Origin of the sequence: Brevibacterium permense (assembly GCF_025506275.1) — a bacterium.
GTDB lineage: Bacteria > Actinomycetota > Actinomycetes > Actinomycetales > Brevibacteriaceae > Brevibacterium > Brevibacterium permense_A.
On the sequence record NZ_QYCP01000093.1, the window covers coordinates 236,789 to 257,967 of the forward strand.

The window sequence follows — 21,179 nt, forward strand, 5'->3', positions numbered from 1 at the left end:
TTCTGCTCAAGAGGTGGCGCGTGGAGCGCGGAGCGGGTGGAGCGGGGGCGAGGAGCAGGTGCTGCGGGAAGGGCCGGCACCGACGTCGCGGCCGGGCAGCGAGGCGGCGCCGGTGCCATTGATTCTGCCGCTAGGCTGGCGATATGAGTGAAACTTCCGGCAACGACTCCGCAGCTTCGACGACCGCGATTCCGACATCGGCGCCGGTGGCGAAGAAGGTCCCATTCGAGCGCACCCACCACGGCCATACTTTCGTCGACAATTACGAGTGGTTGCGTGAGAAGGAGTCGCCCGAGGTCATCGCCCACCTCGAAGCAGAGAACGCCTGGACGAGCGCGCAGACCGCCCACCTCGAAGGACTGCGGAACTCGATCTTCACGGAGATCAGAACGCGCATCAAGGAAACCGACATGTCCGTGCCCAACCGGCGCGGGAACTACTGGTACTTCTCCCGCACGAAGGCCGGGCTCGACTACGGCATCAGCGTCCGGGTCCCCATTTCCGGACCCGATGACTGGACTCCGCCGGAGGTCGGTGAAGAACCTCTGCCCGGCGAAGAAGTCGTCTTCGACTCGAACATCGCTGCTGACGGTGAGGAGTTCTTCTCCCTCGGGTCCTTCTCACTCTCGGACGACGGCAGCCGGCTCCTCTACGGTGTCGACACCACCGGCGACGAACGCTTCACCCTCCGTGTCCGCGACCTGACCACGGGAGACGACCTCGCCGACACGATCGACGGCACCTTCGCCGGAGCTTCCCTCGATCCGAGCGGACGCTTCATCTTCTACACCACCGTCGACGACGCCTGGCGACCCGAGAAAGTGTGGCGCCACGTCGTCGGCACCGACAGCAGCGACGACGTGTGCATCTTCCACGAACCCGATGAGCGCTTCTTCGTCGGCTCGGGCTTCTCACGTTCGGGCCGAATGATGTTCGTCGTCACCGGATCGAAGATGACCACCGGATATTGGAGCATCAGCGTCGACGACCTCGAAGCCGAACCGCAGGAGATCTGGCCCCGCGTCGACGGCGTCGAATACAACGTCGAGCACGCCGTCATCGGCGGTGAGGACCGCTTCCTCATCACCCACAACCGCAATCGCGCCGACTTCGAACTCGTGGATGTTCCGGCCGCCGATCCGACCGGAGCCGGTCGCGACATCATCGCAATCGGTGCAGACTCCGAGGGGAACACCAAGACTGAGGCCGACGCAGAGTCTGGGGCTGAGACGGAGTCTGCGGGGAAAGCGGAGCTGAGCATCAACGATCTGCGCATCGAAGACGTCGACGCCTTCGCCGACTTCATCGTGCTCAGCTACCGTCGCGGCGGCTTTGCGCGCGTCGGCATCATCCGCTTGGGCGATTCCTCCTCGCCGTTCGGACCGCTGCAGGAGCTGCCCTTCGGCCGGGAGACCGGGTCACTTTACGTGGGCAACAACCCCGAGTTCGTGCAGACGGGGATCCGACTGCACTTCACCTCCATGTCGACGCCCGCCGTGATCTATTCCCACAGCGTCGCAGACGGCACTGACACAGTTCTCAAGCGTCAGCCTGTTCTCGGCTCCGTCGACCTGGACGCCTATACCGAAACCCTGCTGTGGGCGACAGCTGAAGACGGTACCGATATCCCGATCTCGGTCGTCTTCCGCAAGGACCTGCACCGATCCGACGGCCACGGCGGTCCCGCCTCGGCGAATGCGGGCACAGGTGACGGTGGGGACACAGCGAACGGAGCCGCCTCAGCGAAGGTCGAGCCGGCACCGCTGCTCCTCTACGGATACGGGTCCTACGAAGCGAGCATGGACCCGTACTTCTCGGTCTCCCGGCTGTCCCTGCTCGACCGCGGCGTCGTCTTCGCCATCGCCCACGTGCGCGGCGGCGGCGAAATGGGCCGACACTGGTACGACCAGGGCAAGACCACAGCGAAGAAGAACACCTTCACCGACTTCATCGACGTCGCCCGCCACCTCATCGACACCGGGTGGACGAGTCCGGACCGGCTCGTCGCCAGCGGCGGATCGGCCGGCGGCCTGCTCATGGGCGCGATTGCGAATATGGCCCCCGAGCTCTTCGCCGGAATCAGCGCCGAAGTGCCGTTCGTCGACGCGCTGACCTCGATCCTCATGCCCGAGCTGCCGCTGACCGTCATCGAGTGGGAGGAGTGGGGAGACCCGCTACATGACCCGCAAGTGTACGAGTACATGCGCTCGTACTCTCCCTACGAAAACGTCACCGAGGCGGCCTACCCGCAGATCTTGGCCGTGACCTCGCTCAACGACACCCGAGTCCTCTACGTGGAACCCGCGAAATGGGTCGCCCGACTCCGCGAAGTCGGTGCGAACGCCCTGCTCAAGACCGAAATGGTCGCCGGGCACGGCGGAGCATCGGGGCGGTATGACGCATGGAAGGAGATCGCGTTCGAGTACGCGTGGATCCTCGATGTGCTGGGACGATCGGATATCGAAATAGAGCCCTGAGGGGACGACTGTCGCCGCAGATAACGATACTGGGACGATTGTCTCCAAAACCCGGATTCGGCACCCGGCGTCAGTGCCGGGCCATAAAGTGGATATCATCACATTCGACGTGATGCGCGTCATGGTCTCAGAACGGTCTGAGTGAAGGCGACGCATCATTCATCTGCATTGCCGTCACCTCCTTGCGTGCGAGGAGCGGCGGTGTCGAATGCAGAATTCGTGACGGATCCGCACCGGCGGACCGAAATTCCGAAAGGGAGAAGAATGCGTCTCAGGAAAGTGGCCACAGCGATGGTGGCAGTCGGTTCGATTCTTGCGGTTTCGGCCTGCGGAGGCGGCGAAGGCGGTGGCGGTGAGAGCGACTCGTACTCCATCGGCGTCTCCCAGCTCGTGCAGCACCCGGCACTCGACGCCGCGACCGAAGGCTTCAAGAAGTCGTTCGAAGATGCCGGCGTCGACGTCGAATGGGACGTGCAGAACGCCCAGGGCGAACAGGCCAACGCGACCTCGATCGCCCAGCAGTTCGCCAACGACGACCTCGACCTCGTGCTCGCCGTCGCCACCCCGGCCGCTCAGGCCGCGGCCCAGGCGATCACCGACAAGCCCGTGCTCTTCACCGCCGTCACCGACGCCGAAGAGGCCGGACTCGTCGACGCCGATGACAAGCCGGGCGGCAACGTCACCGGCACCTCCGACCTCAACCCGGTCGAAGAGCAGCTGAAGCTGGTCAAGGACGTCAAGCCCGATGCGAAGACCGTCGGCATCGTCTACAGCTCCGGTGAGGTCAACTCGCAGGTGCAGGTCGATCTCGCGAAGAAGGCCGCCAAGGACCTCGACGTGAAGATCAAGGAAGCGACGATCGCGAACTCGGGTGAGCTCGCTCAGGCCGTGGATTCGCTCGGCAAAGTCGACGCCTACTACGTGCCCACCGACAACAACGTCGTCTCGGCAGTGTCGACCATGGTCCAGGCGGCAGAGAAGAACAAGGCTCTGCTCGTCGGGTCGGAAGCCGGCCAGGTCGAATCCGGTGCGGCGATCACCCGCGGCATCGACTACACGAAGCTCGGCGAACAGACCGGCGAAATGGCTCTGAAGATCCTCCAGGACGGAAAGAAGCCCGCCGAGATGCCCGTCGAGACCAGCTCGAACCTCGAACTCGTCGTCAACCCGAAGGCCGCCAAGGCCCAAGGCGTCGAGATTCCGAAGAAGCTCGTCGACGAGGCCGACAAGGTCATCGACTGATCGGGCCCTGCTTCACCCCGTGACCCGGTGCCCGAAGTCATCGACTCCCCAGCGGCACCGACGTCACCGGCCCCGAGGCCGTCGGCATTGAAACCGACGGCCTCGAGGCCACCACGAACCACACACCAGAAATGAACGGAAACCCATGTTCGGAGCATTGGAGCTCGGGCTCATCTACGGCGCTATGGCGCTCGGGGTCTATCTGACCTTCAAGGTCCTCAACTTCCCCGACCTCACCGTCGACGGAAGCTTCACCACGGGCGGCGCCACCGCAGCCTCCCTCATCATCGCCGGGGTCAACCCCTTCCTGGCCACTGCCGCAGCGATCGGTGCCGGACTCATCGCCGGCTACATCACCGGTCTGCTCCACACGAAGGGCGGCATCGACGGACTGCTCGCCGGAATCCTCACCATGATCGGCCTGTGGTCGATCAACCTGCGGATCATGGGGAAGGCGAACCTGCCGCTCCTGCGAGAAGACACCGTGTTCACCCCGCTTCGGGAGAACCTGCTCATGGGCAGCTGGGCATCGATCGCGATCCTGCTCGTGTTCGCCCTCATCCTCAAATTCGCCATCGACTGGTTCCTCACCACCGATCTCGGACTGGCCATCCAGGCCACCGGCAACAACAAAGAGATGATCCGCAGCCTCGGCGTCAACACCGACAACTCGACGATGCTCACCCTGGCACTGTCGAACGGCTTCGTCGCACTCTGCGGTGCACTCGTCGCCCAGTACCAAGGGTTCTCCGACATCAGCATGGGCATCGGCCTCATCCTCGTCGGACTCGCCTCGGTGATCCTCGGCCAGGCAGTGTTCGGCAGCCGCAACATCTTCATGGCCAGCCTCGGCGCGCTCCTCGGCTCGGTCGTCTACCGACTCATCATCTTCCTCGCCCTGCGCGCGGGCTTGGATACGAACGATATGAAGCTGACGACCGCGCTGCTCGTCGTCATCGCACTGCTGCTGCCCAGATGGGGCTTCCTCAAACGAATCCCCTCACTGCGCGGACGCGGAAACCGCGCGGCCGCCTCGGTGCCGACAGGAACGACCGATATGAAGGACCCCGCGGAGATCGCCGACATCCCCGCCGGCGCGACCGGCGCCCGAACCGGGAAGGAGATCTGAGACCCATGCTCAAGATCGACAACATCTCCAAGACCTTCTTCCCGGGCACCGTCAATGAACGCAAGGCGCTGCAAGGACTCTCGCTCGAACTCGACGAATCCGACTTCGTCACCGTGATCGGCTCCAACGGAGCCGGAAAATCGACGCTGCTCAACACCATCTCCGGTCGTCTGCCCATCGACTCCGGTTCGATCACCATCGACGGTGCCGAGGTGTCGCGGATGCCCGAGTACAAACGGGCGAGATACCTGGGCCGCGTCTTCCAGGATCCGATGGCCGGCACCGCTCCGGACCTCACGATCGAGCAGAACCTCTCGCTCGCGCTCAGGCGCGGAAAACCGCGTGGGCTGGGGCGGGGGACGACCTCGGAGCGGCGCGAGCACTTCAAGGAGGAACTCGCCACTCTCGAACTCGGTCTCGAGAACCGACTGAAGACGAAGGTCGGGCTGCTCTCCGGCGGTCAGCGGCAGGCGCTCAGCCTGCTCATGGCCGGATTCACCCAGCCGCGGATACTGCTGCTCGACGAGCACACCGCCGCCCTCGACCCGCAGCGCGCGGCCCTGGTATCAGCTCTGACGAAGAAGATCGTCGAGGCCGACGGGCTGACCACGCTCATGGTCACCCACAATATGGAGCAGGCCATCGCGCTGGGCAACCGGCTGATCATGATGCACGAGGGACGGATCATCTACCAGGCCTCCGCCGAGGAGAAGAAGGACCTGACCGTCGAGACGCTGCTCGGCGAATTCTCGAAACTCAAGGGAGCGACCCTGGGCGATCGGGCACTGCTGAACTGAACCGAGACTTCGCCAGAAGCCAGGCGAACGCTCGCAGGCAGGCCGACGGTCTGCAGACAGGGATGAGAGGGCGGTTCGCACCGACAGGGTGCGGACCGCCCTTTCTTCCGCACTGGCGTACTTTACCAACCGGTTGGTAAAGTGAAAGTATGGCGAATGATCGACGGATGCGGATACTCAAGGCGGCGAAGGCTCTGGCTGAATCGCATGATTCGGTGCAGGGTGTGACGATCTCGCTGGAGTCGGTCGCACAGCAGGCGGGCCTGACGAAGCCGGGCCTGATGTATCACTTCCCGTCCAAGGAAGCGCTCATGCTCGGGCTCGTCGACCATGCCGCAGAAGACTGGGCACGGCGACTGCGCGAGCACACCGGGCGCCCGAGTCAGGAGCTGTCGAGCTTCGAGCGGCACCGTGCCTATGTCACAGTGGCCACCACTGCCGAGGTCTCTCGCGCCGACTATTGGATCTTCTCCGATGCGCTCTACCACCCGAAGCTGTCGCGGGCATGGAGTGAGCACCTCGGTCCGTGGTTCGACACCACCGGACTCGACGATCGTGCGGTATCTCTGCTGACCGCGGCTCGATTCTGCGCCGACGGCGCGTGGATGTCAGAGGCGACGGGAGTCTTCCCCTCCGAGGACCTCGCCGCCGTCCGCGAGCACGCCCTCGCTCTCATCGACGCCGCTGAGACCGCCGACGACGACGCTGAGAACACGTCCGACAACACCGAACCGGAGGTGAGTGAATGAATGCGAAACGTCTGCTGCTGCTCGTCACGGCCATCCTCGCCGAGGTGGCCGCCACCCTGATGCTGCGCGCCTCGGTTGCCGATCCCAGGTGGATCCCCGGTGTCGTAGTCCTCTATGCCACAGCCTTCTTCATCCTCGGGCTCACCCAGCGGCTGGGCATGCCGCTCGGCGCTGTCTACGCCACTTGGTCGGCCAGCGGAGTCGCCCTCGTCGCCGTGCTCGGCGTCGTGTTCTTCGGTGAGCTCCTGAGCATCGGCGCCATCATCGGCATCGCCCTCATCATCATCGGGGTCATCCTCGTCGAATCCGGCACTCCCGAGGAATCCGAGACCGTCGACGCGGAGGTGACCGAATGAGCTGGATGTGGTTGGCCCTGTCGATCCTCAGCGAAGTCGCCGGCACCCTGTGCCTGCGCGCCAGCGCCGGACTGCAGCGCAAGATCTGGTTCATCCCCGTGGCGATCAGCTACACCGCGGCCTTCTTCTTCCTCAGCCGCACCCTCGCCGAGGGCATGCCGCTCGGCGTCGCCTACGGTCTCTGGGCGGCGTGCGGAGTCGCACTGGTCTGCCTGCTCTCTCGAGTGATCTGGAAGGATCCGCTGACGCGGAAGGCGCTCCTCGGGATCGGCTTCATCACCGTCGGCGTCATGCTCGTCGAAATCGGCTGATCCGGTCTTTGCTGAGAATTTATTGTGAAGCCGCAAGGAAGCTGTTATCGTCCGAAGACATGATCCCTCTTCGATTCGACGACCTCCACCGCGGGGGATGGTCGACCCCGAATCGAGAGCGCCCGAGCTGCGGCTTCGCCAATGATTCCTGGGAACCCGTGGCCGTCGGCTGGTGGGGCGGAGAGCCCTAGTCCCTGATCGCCGATCCGCAGACCATCTGCCCGATCGTCGGCCGCCGACCGGCCGCATCACCTGATTTCCCACTCGTACCCGATGTGCGTTCATGCCATCGGGCCATGATGCGTTCGTCTCCGTGTACGGCACCGATCGATTTCGGCAGTCTTCCGCAACTATCGAAAGAGTGTGAACCGACACATGACAGATGACTCCACCCGTACCGACGAACACGATCCGAGCCCGGATCTGGAGTCCGACACCTCCACCGAGGCGGCCCGACGAGCATCACGCGAGAGGATCATGGCCGATGCCCGTCGGATGAGGGACGACGCCAAACGCGTGGGTCGCGAGACCGGACGCAACCTCGGCCAGTTCGACTACCGTCGCCCGCGCGGTCCAGTGAAGGCCGATCTCGAAGATACGCACGGCCACTACCCGCACGACACCCATCCCATCCTCGTGCCCGGAATCGCCATCGACGAACAGCGGCGCAAATACTCGCTGGACACCATCATCTTCGCGATCGCCGGCGGCCTCACCGTCGCCTTCGTCATCTGGGGCATCTCCAGTCCGGCCAGCGTCGCCAGCGTCGCTCAGACGGCCTACGACTGGGCCACGCTCAACGTCGGATGGCTGTTCAACCTCGTCGCGATCATCATCCTCGTCTCCCTGCTCATCCTCGCGTTCTCTCCCTACGGCAAGATTCCCTTGGGCAAGGACGGAGAGACCTCCGAATTCTCCACCTTCTCGTGGGTCGCCATGCTCTTCGCAGCGGGCATCGGCATCGGCGTCCTCTTCTTCGGACCCTCCGAACCGCTGACCTACTTCATCTCACCGCCGCCGCTGACGAACGATCCGGGGACGACCGAGGCGCTCCATGGGGCGATGGCCCAGACCTACTTCCACTGGGGCTTCCACGCCTGGGCGATGTACGCCCTCGTCGGCGGTGCCATCGCCTACGCCGCCTACCGCCGCGGTCGTTCGCTGCTGCTGTCCTCAATCTTCCAGACTCTGTTCGGCAAACGCCAGACCGAGGGCTTCGCAGGAAAGCTCGTAGACATCTTCGCGATCGTCGCCACTCTCTTCGGCACCGCTGCGGCCCTGGGCATCGCGGCCATGCAGATCGGAACCGGTGTCAGCATCGTCTCCGGAGCGGGACCGATGACGAACAACATGCTCGTCGTCATCATCCTCGTCCTCACACTCGGCTTCATCATCTCCGCGGTCTCCGGCGTCTCCCGCGGAATCCGCTACCTGTCCTCGATCAACATCGTGCTGACCGTCGGCATCGTCGCTCTCGTGCTGTTCCTCGGGCCCACGCTCTACCTGCTCAATCTGCTGCCTTCGGCGTTCATGGAATACCTCGGGTCGATGTTCGACATGATGGGTCGTTCCCTGTCCTGGGGCGCCGAGACCCAGGAGTTCCAATCCCTGTGGACCGTCTATTACTGGGCGTGGTGGATCTCCTGGTCGCCGTTCGTCGGCACCTTCATCGCCCGCATCTCCCGCGGCCGTTCGATCCGCCAGTTCATCCTCGGCACGATCTTCATCCCCTCGACTTTGCTCTTCGTCGCCTACGGCATCATGGGCGGAACCTCGATCTGGATGTACCGGTCCGGAGCATCGGGATTCACCGACAGCATGGAAGCCCCCGAGGTGTTCTTCACCCTCATCGACAACCTGCCCTATGTCGAATGGCTGCCGTTCGTCGTCATCATCGTCCTGGCGATCTTCTTCATCACCTCCGCGGACTCCGCCTCGGTGGTCATGGGCATGCTCACCAGCCGCGGTGATCAGGAGCCGAAGAAGTGGGTCGTCGTGTTCTGGGGTCTGGTGATGTCCGGCATCGCAGTGGTGATGCTCCTCCTCGGCGACGCCAGCGCACTCGAAGGGCTCCAACAGCTCGTCATCGTCACCGCGGTGCCGTTCGCGCTCGTCATGCTCTTCATCATCGTCGCCTGGTTCAAGGAGCTGCGCACGGATCCGCTGGCGCTGCGTCGTCAGTACGCGCTCAACGCGGTCGACAACGCTGTGGTCGCCGGTGCCGATGCCTACGGTGACGACTTCGCCCTGCAGGTCGTGCCCACCGAACCCGGCGACGGCGCGAACGGCGGAATCGACTCCGAGCATGGAGATTACACCGATTGGTACCAGCGCACGGACGAGAACGGCGAACCCGTCGGCTTCGACTACGAAACCGGCGAATGGGCCGACGGCTGGACCCCGGACGACGATTCGACCACTGCCGAGGATTCCGCATCAACTGAGGAATCCACCGCCGCCGAGGCGGACGCCGCCTCGACGACCGACGTGGACTCCGGGACCGCCTCGGCGAGCGAATCCGACCCGGATTCAGCGACCGATTCCGAAGCCGACTCCGGCTCCGACCGCAGAGAGGACCACTCATGACCACCCCGAACATCGTCGTCATCCAAGCCGATCAGATGGCCGCCCAGGCTCTGGGTGCCTATGGCGATGCGGCCGCGCTGACGCCGAATATGGATGCCCTGGCTGCCGACGGAGCCGTCTTCGACCGTGCGTACTGCAATACTCCGCTGTGCTCGCCGTCGCGGGCGTCGATGATGACCGGGCGGATGCCCTCGGAGATCGACTGCCTGGACAACGGCGACGACTTCGCGGCCTCCGTGCCGACGTTCGCCCACCGTCTGCGCAAGCTCGGCTACCATACGGCGCTGATCGGGCGGATGCACTTCATCGGGCCTGATCAGCACCACGGTTTCGAAGAGCGCCTGACCACGGACGTGTACCCGGCCGATCTCGATATGGTGCCCGACTGGAACCGTCCCCTGGAGCAGAAGCTGCAGTGGTACCACGAGGCGGACCCCGTGTTCACCGCCGGTGCGGCGACTGCGAACGTCCAGCAGGACTTCGACGACGAGGTGATCTTCAGAACCCTGCGCCACCTCAACGACCGCAAGCGCGCGAACCAGGCCGCCGGGTGCGATCAGCCCTTCCTCATGGTCACCTCGTTCATCCACCCCCACGACCCATACGAGCCGCCGAAGGCCAACTGGGATCGGTTCGCCGAGGTGGACATCCCGGACCCGGCCCACCCCGAGGTCCCCGATCCGGCCGTGGACCCGCACAGCCACCGTCTGCGCACGATGTGCGGCTTCGACGAACGTGAGCCGGGAATCGAGGACGTGCGGCGGGCCCGCCGTGCCTACTATGCGGCGGTGAACTACATCGACGACCACGTCGGAGCGATCCGGCGCAAGCTCGAAGAGCTCGACCTCGCGGACAACACCGTCATCGTCGTCACGAGCGACCACGGTGACATGCTGGGGGAGAAGGGGCTGTGGTTCAAGATGTCGCCCTACGAGCAGTCCTCCCGAGTGCCGCTCATCATCAACGGACCCGCCGAGGTGATCGCCCCGGGCCGGTATGCGACCCCGGTCAGTCTCGTCGACCTCGCGCCGACCCTGCTCGAGATCGCGCAGGGTTCGGCTTCGTCCGGGCCGTCCGGGGGCACGGGAGATGCAGGTGGAGGAGCCGCCTCGGCGATCGACGAGGGACTGACCGGAACCTCGATACTCGAATCTGCCGGGCGGGAAGCCGCCGGCGAACTCGGGAACGAGTACCGCGACGTCGTCATCGAGTACTTCGCCGAGGGCACCTACCGGCCGCAGGTCACACTGGTGCGCGGCGATCTCAAGCTCACGGTGTGCCCCGGCGACCCGGAGCTGCTCTTCGACCTGGCGGCGGACCCCGACGAGCTGGTCAACCGCGCCGCCGATCCGGCCTATGCCCAGGCGCATGAGTCGATGCGTGCAGAACTCGAATCCCGGTACGACCTCGAGCACCTCGAACAGCATGTGCTCGCCTCGCAGCGCAGCCGTCAGCTCGTCGCCGATGCGCTCAAGGTCGGTCGAGTCCGCCACTGGGACTTCGACCCGGAGCCGTCGCACGGATATGTGCGCGGAGACTTCTGGTCGGCGTTCCGCTTCGGCAAGATCCCAGCGGCCGACTGAGCAACCGGCTGCAGCGCACCGCGGTGCCCTTGCGGCCGGTTGCGCTGCACCCGCGGGGTCGAAGTGTGAGCGTACTGATCGAGATCGATGCGCTCACACTTCAAACCAGCGGATACAGGTTTCGGACCCCGCCGGACGGCTCCGGCGGGGCGGCCGGGAGGGTGAGCCGCCTCGGCGAGAACAATTCACTTGGACTTAGGTGAGTTGCGGGTCACATTCTCAGAAACCGGTGGCATCATTCGAGGGAGGAGGGATGCCATGACCATCTTTGAGTCGACATCTGAAGTTCCGCTCGGTGCGGAGACCACATTCGACTGGCATGCTCGGCCAGGAGCGCTGACCCGCCTCTCACCTCACTGGGCGCAGGAGATCGTCGAGGAGAGCTATCCTCCGATTGCGCCGGGCTCGGTGGCGCAGGTGAAGACGAGCGTTCCCGGCACTTACGGCCTTGTGCGGCGGCCGTTCAGCTCGGTGCATTCGGAGGGGCCGTCTCGGTTCTCCTTCGTCGATGAGCTGAAGAAGGGGCCGCTGAGCCAGTGGAAGCACACGCACGAGTTCACCTCGGTTGCCGGCGGGACGAAGATCGACGACCACATCGAATTCTCCATGGCTCCGCAGGGCTTCGACGTCATCGACCGGGGCCTCACCCACTACCTTGAAGCCACCTTCGACGCCCGCCGCAAGCGGATGCTCATGGATATCGACTTCCTTGAATCCACGAATGCGCCCCTGCTGACGCGGAAGAAGGGCAAACACATCCTCATCGCCGGTGGCAGCGGAATGATCGGACGCCAGGTCGCCGCCCTGTTCTCCACCGCGGGACACTTCGTGCGACTGCTTGTGCGCGAAACCCCGAAGTTCCCCTACGAGGTGCACTGGAACCCGGACCTGGGGATCCTCAATCCACGGGACCTCGCGTGGGCGGATGCGGTGGTCCACCTCGGTGGGCGATCCATCGCCACTCGGTTCACCAAACACGCGAAGGACGAGATCTGGTCGTCTCGAATCGACTCGACGAGGCTGCTCGTCGAAACGATGCGCGGCTTGCCCGAGGCGAAGCGTCCGTCGGTCTTCGTCTGCGCCTCCGCGGTCGGCTACTACGGGTCGAAGGCCGACGAACCAGTCGACGAAACCGGACCCGCCGGCGACGGATTCCTCGCCGAGGTATGCCAGAAGTGGGAAGAGACGGCGGCCGGCGTCGAGGATGCCGGGATCAGACGTGTGTCGATCCGAACCGGAGTCGTGCTCAGCTCCTTGGGCGGTCTGCTCAAACTGCAGGCGCCGCTGTTCCTTGCCGGTGCGGGCGGTCGATTGGGCAACGGGGAGCAGGCCCTGGCCTGGATCTCGCTTGACGATGTGGCGCGGTCATATGTGCACGCGGTCCTCTATGACTATGTGCGCGGGCCGGTCAACGCTGTTGCGCCGGAGCTTGTCACGCAGGCGGAATTCGCCGAGGCGCTCGCCGCTCACCTGCGCAGACCCGCGTGGATCCCGACGCCCGGTTTCATCACTGAGATCATGCTCGGCCGTGATGGGGCGAAGGAACTCGCGTTGGCGGACCAGCGAGTGGTGCCGGAGAAGCTGCAGGAGACCGGATACCAGTTCGCCCACCCCACCTTGAGCGACTGCTTCGACGAGGAGCTCGGCGGCGGGGCGTAATACAGAAGTCCCCTCCGCTCGGCAGACGTGCCTAACGGAGGGGACCGGTGTTTCTGCTGTTTCCGCAGTACGGGGTCAGAAGCGCTTCGAGGCGATCTCCGCACCCTCGGTCAGGGACTGCAGCTTCGCGACGGCGATGTCCGGGTGGACGCGGCCGCCCAGGCCGCAGTCAGTTGAGGCGACGACGTTCTCGGGTCCGACGAGACCGGCGAACCGGCCGATGCGCTCGGCGACGAGCTCGGGGTGCTCGACCACGTTCGTCGAGTGGGAGACGATGCCGGGAATGATGTACTTGCCCTCGGGCAGCTTCTTCTCTTCCCAGATCCGCCATTCGTGTTCGTGGCGGACGTTCGCGGCTTCGAAGGTGATGCCGGCGGCGTTGATGGAGAGCACCTGGTCGACGATCTCGATGAACGGCAGGTCGGTGACGTGCGGTCCGTGCCACGAGCCCCAACAGGTGTGCACGCGCACCTGCTCCGGGTCGATTCCGCGCAGCGCATGATTGAGCGCATCGATGCGGACCTGGATGAACGCGCGGTAGTCATCGAACGACGGTTCCGGGTTGATCTGGTCGAAGTTCTCCGCGAGGGAGGGATCATCGATCTGGACGGTCAGCCCCGCCTCGGTGATGGCGAGGTATTCCTCCCGGAGCACATCGGCCCATGCCCAGATGAACTCCTCATCGCTTGGGTAGTACTCGTTGGCGATGCGGGAGGCCGAACCGGGGGAAAGCGCATTGATGTAGCCGGCACGCTCGTCGTAGCCTGCGGCGGCCAGACCTGCTTTGAGGTTCGCGACATCACGGTTGACCTGATCCTGGCCGATGTAGCTGATCGGGCCGGTGGCCTTGGGGAACTGGGGCTGCTCGCCGGTGTCGGTGCCGGCGTCGGCATCGGAGTAGACGTTGGGGAAGAGGTTGCGATCGCGGCGATCGCCGAAGCTGGTGAGAACCGTCTTGCCGGGCTCGGACCGCACAGCTGGTGCATCCCACTTGTCGACATCGTCGAGCTCGAGCCCGCCGGTGCGGGCGAACGAGTAGTGCCACCACGCGCCGTAGTCGAAGTCGGCGGCCATGGCGTGACCGTACTCGCCGTCGTTGGGCAGTGAGATGCCCAGGTTCTTCTGCCGCTTGACGAGGTCGGTGACGCTGGCGGCAAGGAGCTCGTCGAATTCCTGCTCCTGTTCCTGAGACACGGACTCACCGGCCAGGCGGGCGGTGTTCTGCGCCTGCTTGACCTTGTTGGCCTCGATGAGTTCGGGAGTGCGGGGTAAGGACCCCGCGTGGGATGTGCGAATCGTTGCCATGACTGGCTCCTCTTCCTTGAATGTGGTGTCGTTCTGCTGCGCTGCTGAGTCCCTGGCCGTGGAACGGCTGAGGCTCATCGTTCCCCTTCAGGCAATCACATTCGCAGTCGTGCATGTGCGGTCGGCGTCATCTTCGGTCACGTCGCGGGCGGGCCAAGCGGTTATGTCAGATGTCGCGGTACAGGTGTCAGCATTGCCACTTCAGCTGGCGCCGCAGTCCGCTGATCGATCCTAGAGTGAAGATATGAGTTCAAGATGGCCCCAGGGATCCGACGTGAACCGGTCGCCGCCGTACCCACAAGATGCCGGACGCTTCGGCGATCCAGGGGCTTCCGTTGCGGGCGCTGCCCAAACAGAATGGTCCACCAGGATCATGCTCTGGTGTTCCAGGGGCCTGATGCGTCTCGCGGTTGCACTCTATATCGTGCCCCCGCTGTTCTCTGCGGCAGTGGCGGCAGTAATCCCAATTTTGGTGATCCTGAATGCCCAGGCCATCATGGGACTGCGATCAATGTCATTGTCGTTGGAGCCATAGCTCTGATGCTGGTGAGCAATTCCTCGTGGCCTCGAAGAATTCTCGCTGCTGCCCTCTTCGCCGCCGTCTGGTGCGTTCCTTTGGTTGTCGTGCCGATTCTGTCGCCGCCCTTCGACCCAGCAGAGTCGCAGCTGACGATGTCAATCCTGCCGGACTTCATCCGCGTGCCTGCCGGCCTGACTCTGTTCTTCGGCGTGACTTATCTGGCGTGGAACATCGTTCGCATGCGCCGGTGGTGGATTCTGCTGCTTTCGTTCGCCTGGTCCGCCATCGTCGGCGTGGTTCAGCAGCTGGTCTTCTTTGCGATGACGTCGTTCGGCGCGTCTCCTCTACAGTCTCGGGACGGTCGTCTCATCATTGCTGCGTCTCGTCATCGGCACTATCGCCATGCTGCTGGTGAAGAATGTGAGTTGGACACGCCGGTTCATTGCCACCGGAACCTACCTGTTCGGCTGCATCTGCCTTTTGGCGGTCACCCCGGTCGTGAGTTCCATCTTCAGCGTCGCCGGCACCGGAGTCGGCACAGATTCGACGCTTCGTGCGAGTATTGCCCAGGTCGTAATCAGCGTCGTGTACCTCGCCGCTGTGTTCTGCGCATGGAACATCGTCCGCCGCCGCAGGTGGTGGGTTCTCATCGTCGGAGTCATCATCGCCGTGGTGATGAATGCGGGAAGCTACGTTGCCGGCCTGGGCCTGAACGCAAGCCCACTGGATCAGGCACTGTCGATGATGATCGTCCAAGGAGCCTGGCTCATACTCCTTTTCATCGTTCTCGGTCTCTTCCACATGCTCGGCTTCCCGCCGGCTGGAACGGTGCCGATGCCAAGCCGGCCGGCTTCGACTCAGCAACAGTTGTACTCACAGCAGATCTACCCGCAAGCTGGTCACCTGGCACTGGCTCACCCGAATCAGTGGCATCCCGGAGCGGGCCAGCAGCCATTCCCACACCACTAGACGGTTCTCCTCGCATTCACCCCGCTCATCGACATCGTCATCATCGTCCTGACTTACATCGATTTGCACCGGGGGAGCGGCAGCGGACTTCAGCCACGGAACGGCCGCGTTCTACGTCGGCTTCTCCGTCGTCTTCGGTCCGGAGGCCATCGCCCGCTTCGACCGCCGATTCGCCCGTCGCCATACGGATCTCAACGAAGCGGAACTGCCTGCCGTACCGACCCGCACCGGTCTCGAGTACCGGCTGCGCTGCCTGACCGCCTCGGCGATCACCATCGCCCTGCTGGCCGTGGGAATCGCGATTGCGGGCTTGGCCGATTCCTTCTGGCTGATCTATCGGGCGATCGTCGCCGTCTTCACTGCTCTCGCCTGGGGCATAGTCGGACCGCTGCGTGACGGCTGGCGCCGCAGCAAGCGCGAAGGTGAGAAGTCTACCGACCCGCCTTCGCGACCGTCACGCCCAGCAGGGCGATACGGACACAGTGCGACAGCGAAACGGCCTCTCAGCCTCGAGAGAACCAACCGCTGCTGGTCTTGTCGAGGCCGAGAGGCCGTCTCACTTCAGTCTTCGCCGGTCGTAGCTCAGACCGCGGTTTCGGTCACCGCCGCGACGCTGCCGCCGAAGCGATCTGCCAACGTACCCTCGTGGGCCTGGCCGAGTTCGTCGAGTCCGATCGAGAAGTGGTCGACGACCTCGAGCGCAGGAGCTCCGTCGCCGGCATCGGTCATGCCGATGCGCACGAACGGGAACCGGCGTGCCGTGCACATGTCCTTGAAGCGGACCTCTTCCGACCGCGGCACGGCGACGATCGCGCGCGCCGCCGATTCGGAGAACAGTGCGGTGAATACGTCGATGCCGTCACGCTCGCAGACCTCGTCGAGCCAGATCCGGGCGCCGGTGCCATAGCGCAGCGACGATTCGACGAGCGCCTGGGACAGCCCGCCCTCGGACAGATCGTGCGCGGCATCGATCATGCCGTCGCGCGAGCAGTTGATGAGGATCTCGCCGAGTTCCTTCTCTGCCGCCGGTTTGTACTGCGGAGGAACCCCGCCGAGGTGGCCCGCCGTGACGTCGGCCCACGCCGAACCGTCGAGCTCCGCCTCGGTGGCGCCGAGCAGATAGATGGTCTGGCCCGGCTCCTGCCAGCCGCTCGGGGTGGCGCGGGTGACATCATCGAAGACACCGAGCACACCGACGACCGGAGTCGGGTGGATGGCCACTCCGCCTGTCTGGTTGTACAGGGACACATTGCCGCCGGTGACCGGGATTCCCAGGTCCTGGCAGGCGCCTGCGAGGCCTTCGACGGCCTGCGCGAACTGCCACATGATCTCCGGATCCTCGGGGGATCCGAAGTTCAGGCAGTCGGTGACCGCACGCGGAATGGCACCGGAGGTCGAGACATTGCGGTAGGCCTCGGCCAGAGCCAGCTGGGCACCGCGCGCCGGGTCGAGGAAGCTGTAGCGGCCGTTGGCGTCGGTGGCGATGGCCACACCGAGACCGGACTCCTCGTCGACGCGGACGACACCGGCATCATCCGGATATGCCAGTGCTGTGTTGCCCTGGACGTACTTGTCGTACTGCGAAGTGATCCACGACTTCGAGGCGAGGTTCGGCGACCCCGCGAGCTCGAGCATCGTCGACCGCAGCTCATCATCGGACTCGGGCATCGCCAAACCAGCGGCCTCAACGGTGTTCGCAGCCACCTCGGCGGTCCATGACGGTTCGGTGAACGGACGGTTGTACACGGGTCCGTCGTGGGCGACCGAGCGCGGGGGCACGTCGACGATGACGTCGCCGTGCCATTCGATGACGAGACGATCGGAATCAGTGACCTCGCCGAGCACGGAGGTCTCGACCTCCCATTTGCCGACGATGCGCAAGAATTCGTCGAGGCGGTCGGGACGGACGACGGCCATCATCCGCTCCTGCGACTCCGACATGAGGATCTCCTCAGGGGTGAGGGTCTCGTCGCGCAGCAGCACGTCGTCGAGTGCGATGTGCATTCCGCCGTCGCCGTTGGACGCCAATTCCGAGGTCGCACAGGAGATGCCGGCAGCGCCGAGGTCCTGAATGCCTTCGACGACTCCGGCGTGGAAGAGCTCGAGGCAGCATTCGATGAGCACCTTCTCGGCGAACGGGTCGCCGACCTGCACGGCGGGGCGCTTCGAGGGCTTCGAATCGTCGAAGGACTCGGAAGCGAGGATCGAAGCACCGCCGATGCCGTCGCCACCGGTGCGCGCACCGAAGAGCACGACCTTGTTGCCCAGTCCAGACGCGTTGGCCAAACGGATGTCCTCATGCCGCATGACACCCACAGCCAGGGCGTTGACCAGCGGATTTCCCTGATAGACGGAATCGAAGACGGTCTCGCCGCCGATGTTCGGCAGGCCCAGGGAATTGCCGTAGTTGCTGATCCCGGCGACCACGCCGTGGACTACACGGGCGGTGTCCGGATGGTCGATGGCTCCGAACCGCAGCTGATCCATCACGGCGACCGGGCGCGCACCCATGGAGATGATGTCGCGCACGATGCCACCGACTCCGGTGGCCGCACCCTGGTGGGGTTCGACGTAGCTGGGGTGGTTGTGCGATTCGACCTTGAAGGTCACCGCCCAGCCGTTCCCGATGTCGACGACGCCGGCGTTCTCGCCGATGCCCACGAGCAGGTGCTTCTTCATGTCCTCGGTGACCTTGTCGCCGAACTTGGACAGGTGGACCTTCGAGGACTTGTACGAGCAGTGCTCGGACCACATCACCGAATACATGGCCAATTCCGCCGAGGTGGGGCGACGTCCGAGGATCGCCTTGATCTTCTCGTATTCCTCGGCCGTGAGACCGAGATCGGCGAAAGGCTGCTCGACGTCGGGGTTCGCCGCTGCGAACTCGACCGTCTCCTTGACCTTCTTCGATGCATTCTGCGGGGAATCGACCTGCGTGGAATCCGCAGAGCTGAGGTTAGACGTCATGTCCTCTTCGGGGCCCTTTCATACGACACGGCACTCACGGCCAATCTTAGCCGTGTCTCTGCGGCGCGAGCGAAGCGCGTCCACGGGCGGACCGCCTCGGCGCGGGTGCGGGACCGTTCCCCGCTGGGAATCGGACGGCTGCACTCCACTTAGAATGGGGGCCATGGCAACTCCCAAGATCGTTCTGTTCTATGTCTTCACTCCGCTGCCAGACCCAGAAGCGGTCAAGCTGTGGCAGTACACCCTGGCCGAGAGCCTCGGGCTCAAGGGGCGGATCATCGTGTCGAAGGACGGGATCAACGCCACAGTCGGCGGGGACATCTTCGAGGTGAAGCAGTACGTGCGGGCAACGAAGTCGTATGCGCCTTTCAAGGGTGCGGACATCAAATGGTCGAACGGTCAAGGCGATGACTTCCCGCGGCTGAGCGTGAAGGTCCGCGACGAACTCGTCACCTTCGGCACTCCCGATGAGATCACAGTCACTGAAGACGGAGTCCAAGGCGGCGGCCAGCATCTCAAGCCCGGAGCCCTGCACAAGCTCCTCGACGAACGCGGCGAAGAGGTCGTCTTCTTCGACGGGCGCAATGCGATGGAGGCGCAGATCGGGAAGTTCCGGGACGCGATCGTTCCCGACACCGACACCACGCGTGACTTCATCGCCGAGATCGAATCCGGCAAATACGACGACCTCAAAGACAAACCCGTCGTCACCTACTGCACCGGCGGAATCCGCTGCGAGGTCCTGTCCGTGCTCATGAAGAACCGCGGGTTCGAAGAGGTCTATCAGCTCGACGGCGGCATCGTCCGCTACGGCGAGACCTTCGGCAGCTCCGGCTACTGGGACGGTTCGCTGTACGTCTTCGACAAGCGCATGCACGTCGAGTTCGGTGACAACGTCGAATCCATCGGGCACTGTGTGTCCTGCGACAGGAAGACGCCGGAGTTCGTCAACTGTGCGAACCTCGAGTGCCGCAGACAGTACCTGCGGTGCGCCGACTGCACGGACAGGGGTCTGCAGCCCTATTGCGCCGACTGCGTCGAGCAGGGAAACCCCGCCGAGGCGGCTGTCGGCTGAGCTTGTGATCCTGCCGTTCCCCGGAGACCGGGGAGGCATTCCCCGAAGACGGGGGAGTGCCGTACCGACACTTCAGCGCAGCAGGTGCTTCGTCGCCGCCTCGATGTCGGTCCACCTGAACTCGAACCCGGCCGCTTCGAGTCGTGCCGGCAGCACCCACCGACTCTTGAGCACGAGTTCCGACTCCTGACGCAGGACGACCATCCCGATCTCGAGCAGCCACCTGGGAGCAGGAATCCCCACGGGCATACGCACTGCCTTGCGCAGCGCTTTCATCAGTGAGCGATTGTCCGCGACCTGTGGGTTCGAGACGTTGATCGGGCCACTGAGTTCGTCGTGTTCGTCGATGAACCGGATTGCCCGGACCACGTCGTCGATATGGACCCAGCTGAACCGCTGTCGTCCGTGAGTCGGCGGGTGTCCTCGCCAGACGGTCGGCCCGGAAGCCGCGGGGCCGATCCCGCGATAGCGCCGGTGCGGGAACCAGCGCCCGTCATGCTGAGCTCCACCGGCACCGAACCTGGCCGCGGTGGCCAACATGTTCAACGCCGCTCCGTCACCGAGCACGATCGCCATTCGCAGCGCGACTCGTCGGGTCTCGGGCAGGTCCCCGGCGAAGAACTCCTTCTCCCAGGCCTTGGCGATGTCGACCGAGAACCCTTCGCCGATGTCGCCGTCGTCCTCGGTCTGCGGTCGGTCCATCGCGTGGCGGTAGATGGTGGCCGTGCTCGAATTGATCCACACACGCGGCGGCACCGAAGCGGCTGCCACCGCCGTATTGAGAGCGCGGGTCGTATCGACTCGGGAGTCCCAGATGACCTGTCGGTTGGCGTCCGTGTATCGACATCCGACGCTGCGACCGGCGAGGTTGATGAGCAGGTCGGCACCGTCGATGAGTTCGGCGATTCGGTCGGGACGGTCCCAGGTGGCGTCGGCGGAGGCAGGGGAGCGGCCGATCGTCCGCGTCGCGTACCCCCGAGCGCTGAGCGCATCGAGCAGCTCTCCACCGATGAACCCCGATGCTCCGGCGACGACGGCGATCGGGGCCTGGGCGCTTGTCAGCGATGTGTCTGTGGGCTCCGTGCTCATACAGGGACGCTAACACCCCTCATTGGTGGGGCTGTTGATGCGGCACCGAAGCCGTGTGGTGGGTGTCACGTGGAGAAAGTCGGTTTTGGATTTGCGTGGTGCCTCTGGGGTGGTCTAGAGTTATATCTCGTTGCCCCGCCGGAAACACCGTCTTCGAGACAGAGTTTCCACCGGGTCTGACCAGGACAAACACGGTTTGATCCGAGGGTTCAGGCGATCGGGTGGGTGACACGAAAATGAAACTGATACCCCCAGTGAACACACGCGTTTTGTGTGGTGTGGTGATGGGTGTGTGTTTGTGGTTTGAGAATCCAATAGCGTGTTTGTTTGAACAAGTTGTGATGCCAGAACATTTATTTTTCTGG

The 21,179-nt window shown here is 64.2% G+C and carries 16 protein-coding genes; 13 read left to right on the forward strand and 3 right to left on the reverse strand.

Translation table 11 applies throughout. The features are described 5' to 3' along the window. The first annotated feature begins 143 nt into the window (after positions 1 to 143). The 11 genes from D3I60_RS15155 (at position 144) to D3I60_RS15205 (ending at position 12,889) form a co-directional block, all read left to right on the forward strand. Positions 144 to 2,477: a S9 family peptidase gene (locus D3I60_RS15155; protein ID WP_262777209.1), complete on the forward strand. Its 2,334-nt coding sequence runs from the start codon at positions 144 to 146 to the stop codon at positions 2,475 to 2,477. A gap of 264 nt (positions 2,478 to 2,741) precedes the next feature. Then, entirely contained in the window at positions 2,742 to 3,719 is a 978-nt protein-coding gene (locus D3I60_RS15160; protein WP_262777210.1) for an ABC transporter substrate-binding protein, read from the forward strand. 145 nt (positions 3,720 to 3,864) lie between these two features. Beyond that, a complete protein-coding gene (locus D3I60_RS15165; RefSeq protein WP_262777212.1) occupies positions 3,865 to 4,848 on the forward strand; it encodes an ABC transporter permease in 984 nt (327 codons plus the stop codon). Between the two features lie 5 nt (positions 4,849 to 4,853). After that, entirely contained in the window at positions 4,854 to 5,645 is a 792-nt protein-coding gene (locus D3I60_RS15170; RefSeq protein ID WP_172175025.1) for an ABC transporter ATP-binding protein, read from the forward strand. 149 nt (positions 5,646 to 5,794) lie between these two features. Continuing rightward, the gene (locus D3I60_RS15175) at positions 5,795 to 6,394 is read left to right on the forward strand and encodes a TetR/AcrR family transcriptional regulator (protein ID WP_262777215.1); all 600 of its coding nucleotides are present in this window, start codon (positions 5,795 to 5,797) and stop codon (positions 6,392 to 6,394) included. After that, a complete protein-coding gene (locus D3I60_RS15180; protein ID WP_139906975.1) occupies positions 6,391 to 6,750 on the forward strand; it encodes a DMT family transporter in 360 nt (119 codons plus the stop codon). The genes D3I60_RS15175 and D3I60_RS15180 overlap by 4 nt, the downstream gene beginning before the upstream one ends. Further along, on the forward strand, positions 6,747 to 7,061 hold the full coding sequence (locus tag D3I60_RS15185) for a DMT family transporter (RefSeq protein ID WP_262777217.1): 315 nt from the start codon (positions 6,747 to 6,749) through the stop codon (positions 7,059 to 7,061). The genes D3I60_RS15180 and D3I60_RS15185 overlap by 4 nt, the downstream gene beginning before the upstream one ends. A 59-nt stretch (positions 7,062 to 7,120) precedes the next feature. Then, positions 7,121 to 7,252, forward strand: coding sequence for a hypothetical protein (locus tag D3I60_RS15190; protein ID WP_262777219.1), 132 nt, complete (start codon positions 7,121 to 7,123; stop codon positions 7,250 to 7,252). Between the two features lie 184 nt (positions 7,253 to 7,436). Then, a complete protein-coding gene (locus tag D3I60_RS15195) occupies positions 7,437 to 9,647 on the forward strand; it encodes a BCCT family transporter (RefSeq protein WP_440588582.1) in 2,211 nt (736 codons plus the stop codon). After that, complete coding sequence (gene betC / locus D3I60_RS15200; RefSeq protein WP_262777220.1) at positions 9,644 to 11,230, forward strand: choline-sulfatase; 1,587 nt, start codon at positions 9,644 to 9,646, stop codon at positions 11,228 to 11,230. Before D3I60_RS15195 ends, betC begins: the two co-directional genes overlap by 4 nt. A gap of 258 nt (positions 11,231 to 11,488) precedes the next feature. Further along, the gene (locus D3I60_RS15205; RefSeq protein ID WP_262777222.1) at positions 11,489 to 12,889 is read left to right on the forward strand and encodes a TIGR01777 family oxidoreductase; all 1,401 of its coding nucleotides are present in this window, start codon (positions 11,489 to 11,491) and stop codon (positions 12,887 to 12,889) included. Positions 12,890 to 12,964: 75 nt separating this feature from the next. Here the strand turns inward: D3I60_RS15205 and D3I60_RS15210 are convergent, their stop codons facing one another. Then, positions 12,965 to 14,194 (reverse strand): cobalamin-independent methionine synthase II family protein, encoded by a 1,230-nt coding sequence (locus tag D3I60_RS15210; protein ID WP_262777224.1) that lies wholly within the window; start codon positions 14,192 to 14,194, stop codon positions 12,965 to 12,967. A 940-nt stretch (positions 14,195 to 15,134) separates the two neighbouring features. Between D3I60_RS15210 and D3I60_RS15215 the strand changes: the two genes are divergently transcribed. Next, complete coding sequence (locus D3I60_RS15215; RefSeq protein WP_262777225.1) at positions 15,135 to 15,683, forward strand: hypothetical protein; 549 nt, start codon at positions 15,135 to 15,137, stop codon at positions 15,681 to 15,683. 582 nt (positions 15,684 to 16,265) lie between these two features. On the opposite strand, the gene purL is transcribed toward D3I60_RS15215, so the two are convergent. Further along, complete coding sequence (gene purL / locus D3I60_RS15220; protein WP_262777227.1) at positions 16,266 to 18,650, reverse strand: phosphoribosylformylglycinamidine synthase subunit PurL; 2,385 nt, start codon at positions 18,648 to 18,650, stop codon at positions 16,266 to 16,268. A gap of 163 nt (positions 18,651 to 18,813) precedes the next feature. Between purL and trhO the strand changes: the two genes are divergently transcribed. Then, complete coding sequence (gene trhO / locus D3I60_RS15225; RefSeq protein WP_262777229.1) at positions 18,814 to 19,725, forward strand: oxygen-dependent tRNA uridine(34) hydroxylase TrhO; 912 nt, start codon at positions 18,814 to 18,816, stop codon at positions 19,723 to 19,725. Between the two features lie 72 nt (positions 19,726 to 19,797). Here trhO and D3I60_RS15230 read toward each other — a convergent pair whose 3' ends face one another. Continuing rightward, entirely contained in the window at positions 19,798 to 20,814 is a 1,017-nt protein-coding gene (locus tag D3I60_RS15230) for an epimerase (protein ID WP_262777231.1), read from the reverse strand. Between the last annotated feature and the right edge of the window lie 365 nt (positions 20,815 to 21,179).